17 protein-coding genes are annotated in these 12,994 nt (G+C 59.5%); 8 read left to right on the top strand and 9 right to left on the bottom strand.

All coding sequences use genetic code 11. The features are described from left to right. Position 1 precedes the first annotated feature (1 nt). Entirely contained in the window at positions 2–850 is an 849-nt protein-coding gene (locus tag ACR0AZ_RS18640; protein ID WP_480470687.1) for an alpha/beta hydrolase family protein, read from the bottom strand. 114 nt (positions 851–964) lie between these two features. On the opposite strand from ACR0AZ_RS18640, the gene acpS reads away from it, so the two are divergent. From acpS to rnc, 3 genes are read left to right on the top strand one after another with little or no spacing between them, the layout of a single operon-like run. After that, on the top strand, positions 965–1,384 hold the full coding sequence (acpS, locus tag ACR0AZ_RS18635) for a holo-ACP synthase (protein ID WP_480470686.1): 420 nt from the start codon (positions 965–967) through the stop codon (positions 1,382–1,384). 59 nt (positions 1,385–1,443) lie between these two features. Then, entirely contained in the window at positions 1,444–2,280 is an 837-nt protein-coding gene (gene lepB / locus ACR0AZ_RS18630; protein ID WP_480660219.1) for a signal peptidase I, read from the top strand. Next, positions 2,277–2,957, top strand: coding sequence for a ribonuclease III (gene rnc, locus ACR0AZ_RS18625; RefSeq protein ID WP_480470684.1), 681 nt, complete (start codon positions 2,277–2,279; stop codon positions 2,955–2,957). The genes lepB and rnc overlap by 4 nt, the downstream gene beginning before the upstream one ends. 111 nt (positions 2,958–3,068) lie before the next feature. Here rnc and ACR0AZ_RS18620 read toward each other — a convergent pair whose 3' ends face one another. Further along, complete coding sequence (locus ACR0AZ_RS18620) at positions 3,069–3,209, bottom strand: multicopper oxidase domain-containing protein (protein ID WP_480470683.1); 141 nt, start codon at positions 3,207–3,209, stop codon at positions 3,069–3,071. A 214-nt stretch (positions 3,210–3,423) separates the two neighbouring features. Between ACR0AZ_RS18620 and era the strand changes: the two genes are divergently transcribed. From era to ACR0AZ_RS18605, 3 genes are all read left to right on the top strand, one after another. After that, positions 3,424–4,332 (top strand): GTPase Era, encoded by a 909-nt coding sequence (gene era / locus ACR0AZ_RS18615; RefSeq protein WP_480470682.1) that lies wholly within the window; start codon positions 3,424–3,426, stop codon positions 4,330–4,332. A 55-nt stretch (positions 4,333–4,387) separates the two neighbouring features. Then, on the top strand, positions 4,388–4,717 hold the full coding sequence (locus ACR0AZ_RS18610) for a DUF1491 family protein (protein WP_480668045.1): 330 nt from the start codon (positions 4,388–4,390) through the stop codon (positions 4,715–4,717). Positions 4,718–4,829: 112 nt separating this feature from the next. After that, positions 4,830–5,153 (top strand): SemiSWEET transporter, encoded by a 324-nt coding sequence (locus tag ACR0AZ_RS18605; RefSeq protein ID WP_480470681.1) that lies wholly within the window; start codon positions 4,830–4,832, stop codon positions 5,151–5,153. Between the two features lie 9 nt (positions 5,154–5,162). Here ACR0AZ_RS18605 and ACR0AZ_RS18600 read toward each other — a convergent pair whose 3' ends face one another. Then, on the bottom strand, positions 5,163–5,552 hold the full coding sequence (locus ACR0AZ_RS18600) for a VOC family protein (RefSeq protein ID WP_480470680.1): 390 nt from the start codon (positions 5,550–5,552) through the stop codon (positions 5,163–5,165). 169 nt (positions 5,553–5,721) lie between these two features. Between ACR0AZ_RS18600 and recO the strand changes: the two genes are divergently transcribed. Then, positions 5,722–6,447, top strand: a complete 726-nt coding sequence (gene recO, locus ACR0AZ_RS18595) for a DNA repair protein RecO (protein WP_480470679.1) — start codon at positions 5,722–5,724, stop codon at positions 6,445–6,447. Here the strand turns inward: recO and ACR0AZ_RS18590 are convergent. The 3 genes from ACR0AZ_RS18590 to ACR0AZ_RS18580 all read right to left on the bottom strand — a co-directional run bounded on the left by ACR0AZ_RS18590 (position 6,431) and on the right by ACR0AZ_RS18580 (position 9,285). Next, the gene (locus ACR0AZ_RS18590; RefSeq protein WP_480668044.1) at positions 6,431–6,823 is read right to left on the bottom strand and encodes an META domain-containing protein; all 393 of its coding nucleotides are present in this window, start codon (positions 6,821–6,823) and stop codon (positions 6,431–6,433) included. The genes recO and ACR0AZ_RS18590 overlap by 17 nt on opposite strands. 12 nt (positions 6,824–6,835) lie before the next feature. Further along, the gene (locus tag ACR0AZ_RS18585) at positions 6,836–7,378 is read right to left on the bottom strand and encodes a hypothetical protein (protein WP_480668043.1); all 543 of its coding nucleotides are present in this window, start codon (positions 7,376–7,378) and stop codon (positions 6,836–6,838) included. Between the two features lie 215 nt (positions 7,379–7,593). Next, positions 7,594–9,285: an acyl-CoA dehydrogenase family protein gene (locus tag ACR0AZ_RS18580; protein ID WP_480470676.1), complete on the bottom strand. Its 1,692-nt coding sequence runs from the start codon at positions 9,283–9,285 to the stop codon at positions 7,594–7,596. A 144-nt stretch (positions 9,286–9,429) separates the two neighbouring features. Between ACR0AZ_RS18580 and ACR0AZ_RS18575 the strand changes: the two genes are divergently transcribed. Continuing rightward, entirely contained in the window at positions 9,430–10,194 is a 765-nt protein-coding gene (locus ACR0AZ_RS18575; protein WP_480470675.1) for a sulfite exporter TauE/SafE family protein, read from the top strand. Here the strand turns inward: ACR0AZ_RS18575 and ACR0AZ_RS18570 are convergent. From ACR0AZ_RS18570 to ACR0AZ_RS18560, 3 genes are all read right to left on the bottom strand, one after another. Further along, positions 10,191–10,655: a hypothetical protein gene (locus tag ACR0AZ_RS18570; protein WP_480485043.1), complete on the bottom strand. Its 465-nt coding sequence runs from the start codon at positions 10,653–10,655 to the stop codon at positions 10,191–10,193. The genes ACR0AZ_RS18575 and ACR0AZ_RS18570 overlap by 4 nt on opposite strands. A gap of 111 nt (positions 10,656–10,766) precedes the next feature. Beyond that, the gene (locus tag ACR0AZ_RS18565; protein ID WP_480470673.1) at positions 10,767–11,009 is read right to left on the bottom strand and encodes a hypothetical protein; all 243 of its coding nucleotides are present in this window, start codon (positions 11,007–11,009) and stop codon (positions 10,767–10,769) included. A 326-nt stretch (positions 11,010–11,335) separates the two neighbouring features. Then, on the bottom strand, positions 11,336–12,934 hold the full coding sequence (locus tag ACR0AZ_RS18560; protein ID WP_480470672.1) for a phosphoenolpyruvate carboxykinase: 1,599 nt from the start codon (positions 12,932–12,934) through the stop codon (positions 11,336–11,338). Positions 12,935–12,994 lie beyond the last annotated feature (60 nt).

The following is a 12,994-nucleotide window of genomic DNA, read 5'->3' as shown; positions in this document are numbered from 1 at the left end:
ACTATTGACCAATTGGCAGGGCCAGGAACCAGTCGGCGACCCGATCTGGCCAATCGCTCTGCCGCCCGTGACCATGTGGGCCAAGCGACAGAACGACTGATCCGGCTGTGCAGTTGGACCAGTGCTTGTCCCAGTTTGGCCCTTCGGTTTTTACCTTGTTTGCCATCTGCCCGCAGCCGTTTGTGCGGTTCAGAATGCCGACGGATTTCATGACGCTGCCTTGCTCGAAATGCAGGCCGCCAAAGACTGCCTCGCGCCCTTCGAAGGGGACGGTGCGATCCGCAAAGCCATGGCTGTGATGCATATGCACGGGGCCGCTGCAGCGCCGCCACATCGGTTCCCAGAACGCGCCAGAGGCCGAGGCGTAGGCGGCCGCAAACTCGTGATCGGTGCAAGCCTTGTCCCATACCATAGACCCGCCGCGCGAATAACCTGCCAACAGGATTCTGCCCGGATCGAGATTAAACCGTGCCAGAGCATCTTCTTTGATCTTTTGCAGAGCAATCAAATCATCCCTAGGCCAGCGGTGCCCATCGTGCACACCCCAATCCAGGATTTTTGGATTGCCGACATCAACCTGTCCGTCGGGGGCGATGAATGCGATGCCACGGCTGGTAAAGGCATCGACCAGTGCGGCGCGATTGACGGCTGCGTTTGCCGTCGCTGCATAGCCGTGCAAGAAGATGACACTCGGCGCGTTCTCGGGATTTTCAGGTAAAACCACCCGATAGCTCAGCGCGTCGACGCGGCAGGGATCTGCCTCGGAGCCACAAGGCTGAGGCTCGGCCAGCACAGGGACAACTGGGCCAATGGTGAGTGCAAGGATTGAAATGAACGCCTTTCTCAACATGGCCAGCTCCACCAGACTACACAAAACAGGTCGACTGTAGCACATGACCCGCGATCTGCTTGCCATTGGGTCTCATTTAAAGTTGATTGGCACCACCTTAGACTTGAGAAACGCATGATCCTGGGCATCGGCACCGACCTCGCCAATATTGACCGCATTCAAGGCACGCTCGACCGCTTCGGCGACCGGTTTCGCAACCGCGTCTTTACCGAAACCGAACAGCGAAAGGCCGAACGCCGCCACGACACCGCAGGCACCTACGCCAAGCGCTGGGCCGCGAAAGAGGCGTGTTCCAAGGCGCTGGGCACCGGCTTGCGCATGGGCATCGCGTGGAAGGATATGGCGGTGACCAATCTGCGCACCGGCCAACCCGTCATGCATGTCACCGGCTGGGCCGCCGAACGCCTGAACGAGATGACCCCCGAAGGTCATGAGGCAATCATCCACGTCACCCTGACCGACGATCACCCCTGGGCGCAGGCCTTTGTGGTGATCGAGGCCCGCCCGCTTCACGAAGCGCCCGCGCAGCCTTGACTTGCCCCCAACCGACCCGCATGTAGCACCCCAACCACGCACAGACTGGAGAGAGCAGTATGGCCGAGGAAGCCAAATCCGGAAACGCCGTCTGGGAGACGATCAAAACCATCGTCTACGCCCTGCTGATCGCGGGCGTTTTCCGCACCCTGTTCTTTCAGCCGTTCTGGATTCCGTCCGGCTCGATGAAGCAGACCCTGCTGATCGGGGATTTCCTGTTCGTCAACAAGATGGCCTATGGCTATTCCTACGCGTCCTGCCCCAGCCTGATCATCCCCAGCGTCGGACTGAACATCGACGCAGAAGATATCTGCGGCTGGATGAAAGGCGACAACACCCGCATTCTGGGCGGCGAGCCTGAACGCGGCGACGTCATCGTTTTCCGCCACCCGGTCACGGGCCGCGACTATATCAAGCGCCTGATCGGCATGCCGGGTGACCGGGTTCAGGTGCGTCAGGGCCAGATCATCCTGAATGGCACCCCTGTGCCGCAACAACCCGATGGCGTCTTTAGTGAATTGGCCGAACCACAAGGCCCGCAAGGCCTGCGCCCGCGCTGCGAAAACGGCCCCGTAGGCTTTGGTGGAGAATGCGAAAAGACCCGCCTGATCGAAACCCTGCCCAATGACGTGTCATACGATGTACTGAACATCGGCAATCAGGGGTCCGACAATACCGGCATCTACACCGTGCCCGAAGGTCACTATTTCTTCATGGGCGACAACCGCGACAACTCGGCCGACAGCCGCCTGCCGCAATCTGCTGGCGGGGTCGGTTACGTCCCATACGAAAACCTGATCGGTCGCGCCGACCGCATCATGTTCTCCTCTGCAGGCCGGTCGATGCTGTTCTTCTGGACATGGCGCGGTGATCGCTTCTTCAAGGCGGTCAATTGAAGTTATCGGCCGATATAAAGGCATTCCAGCAGCGATTGGGGTACGAATTCTCCGACCCCGAACTGCTGGTGCGCGCGCTGACCCACGGGTCGGTGTCTTCGCCCACGCGCCCTGACAATCAGCGGCTCGAATTTCTGGGTGATCGCGTACTGGGCCTTGTCATGGCCACGGCCCTGCTCGAAGCCGACAAGAAGGCCTCCGAAGGCCAACTTGCCCCCCGTTTCAACGCGCTGGTCCGCAAAGAGGCCTGCGCCGATGTCGCCCGCCAGATCGACCTCGGAGCAGTTCTGAAACTGGGCCGGTCCGAGATGCTGTCTGGAGGCCGCCGCAAACAGGCTCTGCTGGGCGACGCGATGGAAGCGGTCATCGCCGCCATCTACCGCGACGCAGGCTTCGAGGCGGCCCGAGACGTCATCCTCGCCCTCTGGGGCGACCGCATCCACAAGGTCGAGGCCGACGCGCGCGACGCCAAAACCGCTCTACAGGAATGGGCGCAAGCACGCGGCCAGAAACCGCCTGCTTATGTTGAGGTCAAACGCACCGGCCCCGACCACGCCCCCATCTTCACCATCGCCGCCCGCCTGCAGGACGGCACCGAAGCGCAAGCCACCGCAGGCTCTAAACGTCAGGCTGAACAGGCGGCGGCCAAAGCACTTCTGGATTCGCTGACGCAATAGCAACACCATCCACCCCGGCACCGGATCCCTCCTTCATTTGGCCAAGAATATCTCAGGGGGTTTGGGGGGCTGGCCCCCCAATCGATCGGGTTGGCGCAGCCAGTTCGATCTTCAAGCAACCCGAAGAAATCCGGTCAGACCCGTTTTCTGGCGTTCAATCACATGACAATGAAACGCCCAGCCACCGGGATTGTCCGCGACCAGGCCGATCTCGACCGTCTTACCCTTCGACGGCAACATCGTATCCGTCATCAGGTCAAGCACTCCCGCAGCAGTTTCGCTGCCCGGGAGAAACCCGTGACGTCTCACGTCTTGCCTCACTGAAAGGATGATCGCTTGGCTGGCTTTGGCGCGGCGCACCACCTTGACCCAATCCACAGGCCGGGTCGCAATGCGACAAATCCCTCTGGCCCGCCCGGGCATTCTGCTATAGGGGTGCGCACTTGCAAACAGGATCGCAGAACACATGACCACACGCGCCGGATTTATCGCCCTGATCGGAGAGCCCAACGCAGGCAAATCCACCCTTCTGAACCGCATGGTCGGGGCCAAGGTTTCGATCGTGACCCACAAGGTGCAAACCACCCGTGCCCGCATCCGGGGCGTGGCGATGGAAGGTGACGCGCAACTAGTCTTTGTCGACACCCCGGGCCTCTTCAAACCCCGCCGCCGTCTGGACCGTGCGATGGTCGCCGCCGCTTGGGGCGGGGCGGCTGATGCGGATGTGGTCGTGCTGATGGTCGAGGCCCATCGCGGCATCACCGAAGGGGTCGAACGCATCCTCGAAGGGCTCGAAGAGATCGGGCAGGGCCGCACCATCGCGCTGGCGATCAACAAGATCGACAAGGTTCCGTCTGAGAAGCTGCTGGCCCTCACCAGCGACCTGAACGCACGCTATCCCTTTGCCGAAACCTTTATGATCTCGGCCGAAAAAGGCCACGGCGTCGACGACCTGCGTAAATGGCTCGCCTCGGAACTACCCGAAGGTCCGTGGCTCTACCCCGAAGACCAGATCGCTGATCTGCCAATGCGCATGATCGCCGCCGAGATGACGCGCGAGAAGCTCACGCTGCGCCTGCATCAGGAACTGCCCTATCAGCTGACGGTCGAGACCGAGAACTGGGAAGAGCGCAAAGACGGTTCGGCCAAGATTGATCAGGTCATCTATGTCATGCGTGACGGCCACAAAGGCATCGTGTTGGGCAAACGGGGCGAGACCATCAAGGCGGTCAGTCAGGCGGCGCGGGCCGAACTCGAAGAGTTCCTCGACCGTAAGATCCACCTGTTCCTGCAGGTGAAAGTCCGGCCCAACTGGCTGGAGGAATCCGAGCGTTACTCGGAAATGGGTCTGGATTTCAAAGACGGCAACGCATGACTGAGGCCAAGAATTTTCGCCGAAAATTCTTATACCTGGTGGCGAGGTCCGTGCGATGACCCGGCTGACGGCGGAATTCTGGGTGCATGCCTATCTCGCACGGCTGCGGTTTCAGGAAATCCCGGCCTTCGTCGTGGCCCATGGCGATGACACTGCGGGCGCGGTGCTGGTCAAACTCAATACGCTCGATGGTCGGGCAATAGCATTCCAACGCAGTTTCGACCTGATGAGCGGCGAACGAAAATGGGTGGAACTCTCCAGCGGCCCCGAGGCTGATGTGGATGCCGCCGTTACCAGACAACGCAGCTTTGACCCCGATCTCTGGGTGATTGAGGTCGAAGACCGTCAGGGGCGGCACCTGCTGGGTGAAGAAGGGCTTGAATAAGCCCCGCTGGATGGGCCTTTTACGCGCGGATCAAAGCGGCTATTTTGATGCAGAACCCGGGCGGTCAGAACAGGCCTGACCTTAGTATGGCGCAAGACGATGAGGTATTTGCGTGGCTGAAACGATTGCTGAGAAACTGGAAAAATCGGAACTTGGCCACTGGATGCAGCGGTTCGAGGGTTTCATGGTCTTTGTCGGCGTCGTTGGCCCCTTCGCCACGCTTCCGCAGCTGATCAAGCTCTATTTTACCCACTCGCAACACGCTACGGGCCAGTCGCTGCTCTCGTGGTCGCTCTATGCCGCACTGTCGTTTCTGTGGTTCGCCTACGGATTGGTGGTGGGAAAGTTGCCCATCTATGTGGGCAACGGGATCTCGATGGTGCTGAACCTGTTGATGGTCATCGGAATTCTGATCCACGCAGGTATGACGTTCTGACGGACAGCTTCACCCTTCGTCGCCGAGATAGACAAAACTCATCTTGTTGCCATCCGGGTCGCGCGCATAGGCCCCAAAGAAGTTCGGGCCATATTGGGGGCGATCGCCCGGATCACCTTCATTCGTTCCGCCATTGGCGAGCGCCGCCGCATGCGCTTCTCGCACTTCCGCTTCGCTTTGGCACAACAGGCCAACCATATTGCCGTTCCCGACGGTGGCCGCTTCTTTGTCAAACGGCGTTGCAACCCACATCGATCCGCCGTCGCGCAGCCCATAACAGACAGCGTGCGGCATGTATTCGGCGATAACTTTCCCACCAATCCGGGGCACAACCGCGTCATAGTAAGTGCGTGCTTTGGCGACGTCGTTTGAACCGATCATGACATAGTTGAGTGACATTTCTGAAATCCCATTGATAAGAACATAAAGTGAACATTAACAGCTGAAGCACAGAACCGCAACGTGTTTAAAAGATCTTCCACAAAGCTGACCTGACCCGTTTGTACCTTGCACCTGTAACGGCCATAAGATTTCCTGCGGACATATCTGGGACTGAACGAGGCCAAGCTTGGACTGGCGTGATCACGGCATACTTCTGACCTCTCGCCGCCATGGTGAGACGGCGGCGATTATCGAGGTCTTCACCGAAGCCCACGGTCGTCACGCGGGTGTCGTGCGCGGGGGAACCAGCCGCAAGATTGCACCGATTCTGCAACCCGGCGCGCAGCTGGACGTGCTCTGGCGCGCGCGGCTTGAGGAACATCTGGGCACCTTTCAGGTCGAACCCCTGCGCTCGCGCGCGGCGGCCGCGTTTTCGGGGCGGCTGGCGCTGGCGGGTCTGAACGCGGTGGTGGCGCTTCTGTCTTTCTGCCTGCCCGAACGCGAACCGCACCCTGCGATCTACAAGCAAACCGAACAGCTGATGGATTTGCTGGGGCAGGATGAGGTCTGGCCACTGGCCTATCTGCGCTGGGAACTGGCCCTGCTGGAAGAGCTGGGCTTTGGCCTCGACCTCTCAAGCTGCGCAGTGACGGGCGCGACCGAGGGGCTGGTCTATGTCTCTCCGAAAACAGGCCGCGCTGTCAGTGCGGCGGGGGCAGGGGAGTGGGCCGACAAGCTGCTGCCGTTGCCACCCTGTTTGCGCGGCGAAGGCGCTGCACCGGATGACGAGATTGCCGATGCGCTGCGCACGACTGGGTATTTTCTGGAAAACCATCTGGCCCCGTCGCTGGGCCACACTCCGCTGCCAGAGGCGCGCGCGCGCTTTGTGGCGCAGTTTACTCGACGGCTTTGAACACCATCTCGTGCCCGTCCTCGTTGCGCAGGATCAGCACATCGCCGGACACTTCGGATTGCGTCATCGCCATCAGCGCGGCGAAATAGAACCCTTCGGCCTCAAGCCCGGCACAAGCCGCACGGGTGGCGGCCAGATCAGCGATCTCGAACCACGGATACGGCGCGTTCAGCTTGCCCGAATAGGTGTTGCAGGGGGCGTTGCCCTCGATCCGCCCTTCCTCGGGAAAGCGCAGCAGGGCGCTGGCCTCAAAAGGCTGTCCGTCGATCTCCTGCAGCGCCCATGTCTGATCCGCCGCGCCATAGGCGGCAACCGTCTCATCCTCTTTACATTGGAACAAGGTCAGCAAGGGCAGGAGCAAGGTCAGACGTAACATCGCAGTATCCTGTCAGTAGGGGTTCGCGCCGCTGATCAGCTCTTCGCGCACCTCAAGGCGGGGTCGCCAATTGTATTTGGTATCCTCGCGCACCTGATCCCAATACAACACACCGCTGTTGCGCCACGGGTCGAGGATGATGCCCTCATACATCGAATCTCCCTTGGCACTGATTAGGGCCGAATGGTGGATGATCCGGAACGCGGTTGGGGGAGAGGTAGCCCAATGCAGGTCCAGCGTCTGAAAGTTCTCTTGCTTCAGGCGTGTGGTCATGGCCTGCGCCCAGTCGTTACACAGGCCTTTTTCACGAAACCCGTTGATGATCTTCGCGTTGTGAATGATGGCCGAATCGGTGACGTTCCATTCCTGTTTCAGCTGGCTGGAATAGGCATAGGATATCTCGGCCGCACGCCGCGCCTCAGCCGGATCAACCTTGGCGTCAAGCTGCTGGATTGCCTGTGCCAGCTGGTCCACGTCATCGGACCCGGTGCTCGGTGCCATGGCGCATCCGGCAAGGGTCAGGCAGGTGGCCAAAACTGCGATGATGATCTTCACGCTCGATTCTCCTCTGGCCAGCTTGGGCGCTGGGTTGGTTGACGCCCTTTACCCGATTTCTGCACCCGATCCGAGGGGGAAGTTCTGCTCATGTGACCGCAAAACCAAGTTGTACAACTCGGAAGATTGCCGCTTGGGGGCCTGTACAACACGGAAGAAAAAGAAAACCCGGCGCGAGGCCGGGTTCAGTTGGGGAAACCGCGTCGGATAGGGCGTCAGCCCAGCAATCGACGCGCGATGACTTGCGCCTGAATTTCTGCGGCGCCTTCAAAGATGTTCAGGATACGTGCGTCACATAGCACGCGGCTGATCTTGTACTCCAGCGCAAAGCCGTTGCCGCCATGGATCTGCAACCCGTTATCTGCAGCCGCCCAGGCAACCCGAGCGCCCAGCAACTTGGCCATCCCGGCCTCAAGATCACAGCGCTGGCCGTGGTCTTTTTCCCATGCAGAATAATAGGTTAACTGTCGGGCGATCATGATCTCGACCGCCATCATCGCCAGCTTGCCCGAGACCCGGGGGAAGTTGATCAGCGATTTGCCGAACTGCTTGCGGTCTTGCGCGTATTGCATGGCAATGTCCAAAGCGCTCTGCGCCACGCCGATGGCGCGGGCAGCCGTTTGGATGCGGGCAGACTCGAAGGTTTCCATTAACTGCTTGAAACCTTTGCCTTCTTCGCCGCCCAGCAGGTTTTCACCCTTCACTTCGAAGCCGTCAAATCCCAGCTCGTATTCCTTCATGCCACGATAACCCAACACCTCAATCTCACCACCAGTCATGCCGGGCGTGGGGAAGGGGTTCTCGTCGGTTCCAGGTGTCTTTTCAGCCAGGAACATGGACAGCCCACGGTGATCGGTACTGTCGGGATTAGTCCGCGCCAACAAGGTCATCACATGGGTGCGCGCCGCGTGCGTGATCCATGTTTTATTGCCTGTTATCTTATAGTTACCGTCTTCGTCCTTGACGGCCCGCGTGCGCAGGCTGCCCAGATCCGAGCCTGTGTTGGGCTCAGTGAAAACGGCAGTCGGTAGAATTTCGGCGCTGGCCAGCTTGGGCAGCCAGTTGGCCTTTTGCTCATCCGTGCCACCCGCGATAATCAACTCTGCAGCAATCTCAGAGCGGGTGCCCAGAGAGCCCACACCGATATAGCCGCGCGACAGTTCCTCGGACACCACGCACATTGAGGCTTTGGACAGGCCAAACCCACCGAATTCCTCGGGGATGGTCAGGCCGAACACGCCCATTTCGGCAAGTTCTTCGATGATCTCGATCGGGATCAGCTCGTCCTTCAGATGCCAGTCATGAGCATTTGGCTCAACTTTTTCAACGGCATAGCGGCGGAACTGGTCGCGGATCATTTCTAGTTCTTCGTCCAGACCCGAAGCGCCAAACATGGTGGCGCCGGACTGGTCCTGCATCAGCTCAACCAGACGGATGCGGGCGGCCTGAGAATTGGCCTGCGCCATCAGGGTCTGCACTTCGCTGCACTGGAAGCCCGACAATGCGTCCCAGCCGAGGCCAAGGTCTTGCAAACGCACAACTTCCCCTTGGTTCATCGGGATACCACCGGCGATCTGGTGCAGATATTCGCCGAATGCGATCTGGTGCAGCAATTGCTCCATCTCGCCGAATTTGCCTTCGGCCTGAAGCGCTTCGGCCCAGCGTTGCATCTGCTGCAGCGACTGGTGATAGGTCGCCAGCCATGCCAGCCCATGCGCAGCCGTCTGGTGTGCTTCGATCAACGCGCCCGAGATGCGGCCTTCGCTGGTCACCATCGCGCGCACGGAAACGAGCGCTTTGTCGAACACCGTTTCAACAGCGGGTAATGCAGCCGCGCTGAGTGTCAGAAGGTCGGGCAAAACCGCTGGCTGCGTCATGTTCGTCATATCCTGTCCGTCATGGGCCATGAATCACGTCCTCTGCTGGGTCGTCTGGTCATATCATGCTGCACGTGCAGCGCAACAAAAATACGCAAATAGCCGGTGAAAAGTTCAAATATTTCTCAGTTAATTTTGCAATGCAGAAAAATCTTGGGCTGATATGAAGGGCCGATGGAACTGTTTTCGCTGATGTCCCCGCAGGAATTTTACCTTGCTTTGGTCGTGGCTTTCGTCGCTGGCTGGGTCAAAGGCATGGTTGGCTTTGCCATGCCGATGGTGCTGGTGTCGGGGCTCAGCATGATGCTGCCGCCCGAACTGGCGCTGGCGGGTCTGATCCTGCCCACGTTGGTGACCAACGGGGTGCAAGCCCTGCGCGAAGGTGTACCTGCCGCTGTGGCATCGGTCCGAAAATTCAGGGTGTTTCTCGGCGTCGGGCTGGTGTGCCTTCTGGCCAGTGCTCAGCTGATCAACCTACTGTCTCCCAAGGCTTTTCTGCTGATCCTCGGCGCGCCGGTCTCGTTCTTCGCCCTAGTGCAACTGCTTGGTCTGAAGCTGACGCTGCAGGGACCTTCCCTGCGGGTTGAAGCCATGGTCGGCGCAGTGGCTGGCGCCGTCGGTGGCATCTCAGGCGTGTGGGGGCCGCCAACCGTGGCCTATCTGACGGCGCTGAATACGCCGAAAAAGGATCAGATGCGGGTTCAGGGTGTGATCTATGGTTTGGGAGCCGTGGCGCTTGTCGTGGCGCATCTGGGTTCAGGAATTCTGCGGACCGAGACGGCGGTGTTTTCTGCGTTGCTGATTGTACCGGCACTGGCCGGAATGCGCGGCGGCCAGTTTCTGCAGGACCGCATTGATCAGGCGCAATTCCGACGGCTCACATTGCTGGTTCTGCTGATTGCCGGGATGAACCTGCTGAGGCGCGGCATTATGGGTTAGCTGCGTCTCTCGGCAAAACGGAAAGCGAAGTGTAGGCCCAGCATCAGGAAGAACAAGCCCGAGATATCTCCGATCAGATAAGCGATGTATTCGGCGGTGGCGCTGCCGAACGCCATGTTGGTTAGGCCCGAGACCAGAAATGAAGTCACGACACCGATGCCCATGATGCACGACCAGCACGGGCTCCGGTCTGCGCGGGGGAACAGATCCCATCCCAGCGCTTTGCAGGCATAGAATGCTGCCGGAACCGTGGTGACCGCTATGGCGATTGCCAGCAGTCTGCTGGGCATGAAGACATCCCAGCCGCCGATCATGGCAAAGACGATGAAGACGCCGGGCAGCAGTGCGAAGATCGCGCGCCAGCCCAATAACCATGCTGCCAATACACGAACGCCATGTGGCAGGAACAGCAGGCTGGCGTGGCTGGGATATTCTGGAAAGAACACGTTTTGCAGGGGCATCAGAACCTCGAATGTGAGAAACGATGCCGCCACATAGGCCAAAGAGGCAAAAAATGTGTCAGAGGCCCATCTGCGCACGGGGTTCAGCCGTTGTCGACAGGTGGGCGAAAATCACCTGGGCGCATGAACCAGATACCGCCCGCGGTTGGCGCTGCCGCTTTGGGACAGATAGCCTTTCTGCACCAGCGATTTCAGTGCGCGGAAGAAAGTCGGGCGCGAGACGCTCTGGACCAGGGTATGCTCGATCAGACCAAACGTACGCACCTCTTTGTCGTCTTTTGACAGCTCTTCCGCAGCATAATAAATGTCACGCTCGACCGGAGATAGCTCTTCGAGCCCAAGGGTGCGTTCCATACTCTGCATCAATTTGCGTAATTCGGTGAGCTTTGAAATTTCGGTCATGGTCTACCTGTCATGTTCTGCATCGGACTGAGTATTGTGAAAGGGTCGAGCCCTTTTGTTATTGTCGGTCCGACACCATCCCCAAGTGGATTTAATCGTTACTTTGTCGGGTCGCCCAAGCGCTGGTGTGAGTGAGGACGCTCGGATCAACCGGTTTTCTGATGATAGGCTGGGATAGCTCAAGTTGAGCTTACAGGCAATGCACTTGTCCGTGTGCATGCGGTTTCCGCAACGTAAGCATGCAGTGAATTGGGGGCCGGAACAGCCCCCAATTTCAATCAGCCGATGGCCACGGCTTTGATGTCTTCGTCGATGAAAGGCAGATACTGTTCAAAGTTTTCTGCAAACATCTGCACCAGCTTGTCGGCCTGCTTGTCGAAGGCCGCCTGATCGTCCCAGGTGCGGCGCGGATCCAGCAGAACCTCGGGCACGCCAGGCACCGAGACGGGCACGTCGAAGCCGAAATTGGCATCCTTGCGGTATTCCGCATCAGCCAGCGATCCCTCGAGCGCGGCGGTCAGCAGCGCACGGGTGGCCTTGATCGGCATCCGGCTGCCTACGCCATAGGCACCGCCGGTCCAGCCGGTATTGACCAGCCAGCAGGTGGCGCCGTGCTGGGCGATTTTGTCGCGCAGCAGGTTGCCGTAAGCCTCGGGGCGGCGGGGCATGAAAGGTGCTCCGAAACAGGTCGAGAAGGTGGGCTGTGGCTCAGTGACACCACGCTCGGTTCCCGCAACCTTCGAGGTGAAGCCCGACAGGAAGTGGTACATCGCTTGCGCCGGTGTCAGTCGCGCGATCGGAGGCAGAACGCCGAACGCGTCACAGGTTAGCATGATGATGTTCTTCGGATGCCCACCCAGTGCGCTTTTGGACGCGTTCGAGATGTATTCCAACGGATAGGCGCAGCGCATATTTGCGGTCAGCGAATCGTCGTCGAAATCCAGTTCCTTGGTTTCGGGATCGAAGACCATGTTCTCGATCACGGTGCCGAATTTGCTGGTTGTCGCATAGATTTCCGGCTCGGCCTCGGCATTCAGGTTGATGGTCTTGGCATAGCAGCCGCCCTCAAAATTGAAGGTGCCGCGATCCGACCAGCCATGTTCGTCATCGCCGATCAGCACGCGGGCCGGGTCGGCGGAAAGGGTGGTTTTACCTGTGCCCGACAGGCCGAAGAAGACGGCAGTGTCGACCGGGTTGCCGACCGCGTGGTTGGCCGAACAGTGCATCGGCATCACGCCTTTCTCGGGCAGCATGTAGTTCAGCAGGGTGAAGACGGATTTCTTGTTCTCACCCGCATACTCGGTGCCGCCGATCAGGATCAGTTTGCGGTCGAAGTTCAGCGCGATCACTGTTTCGCTGCGGCAGTTATGCTTGGCCGGGTCGGCCTGGAAGCTGGGGCAGTTGATGATGGTGAAATCTGCGGTGAAATCGTCCAAGTCCTCACGATCCGGACGACGCAGCAGGTGACGGATGAACAGGTTGTGCCAGGCCAGCTCAGTCACCATGCGCACATTGATCGAATAGCTTGGGTCGGCCCCGCCGACGAGGTCCTGCACGAAATAGTCGCGGCCTTTCATATGGGCCAGCATGTCTTCGTAGAGCGCGTCAAAGCCTTCGGGGCTCATGGCGGCGTTGTTTTCCCACCAGATGCTGTCGGCCACGCTGTCGGTCTTGACGACATGCTTGTCCTTGGGCGAACGGCCGGTGAATTTGCCGGTGGTCACCAGAAAGGCGCCGCCGTTGCCAAGGGTGCCTTCGCCGCGCTTCAGCGCTTCTTCGATCAGCGCCGGTTCCATGAAGTTGTAATAGACATTGCCCAGACCCTCGATGCCCTGATCCTCGAGGCGGAATTGCGGGTTAACCCGTCCAGATGTCATGTGTGTCTTCTCCTGTGGCGGCGCGGAGGCATTCGGGCCAATTGCGCCATTGGGGCAGAT

This window comes from Ruegeria sp. BE3 (genome assembly GCF_056538865.1).
This window is presented reverse-complemented; position numbering and strand designations above follow the sequence as displayed.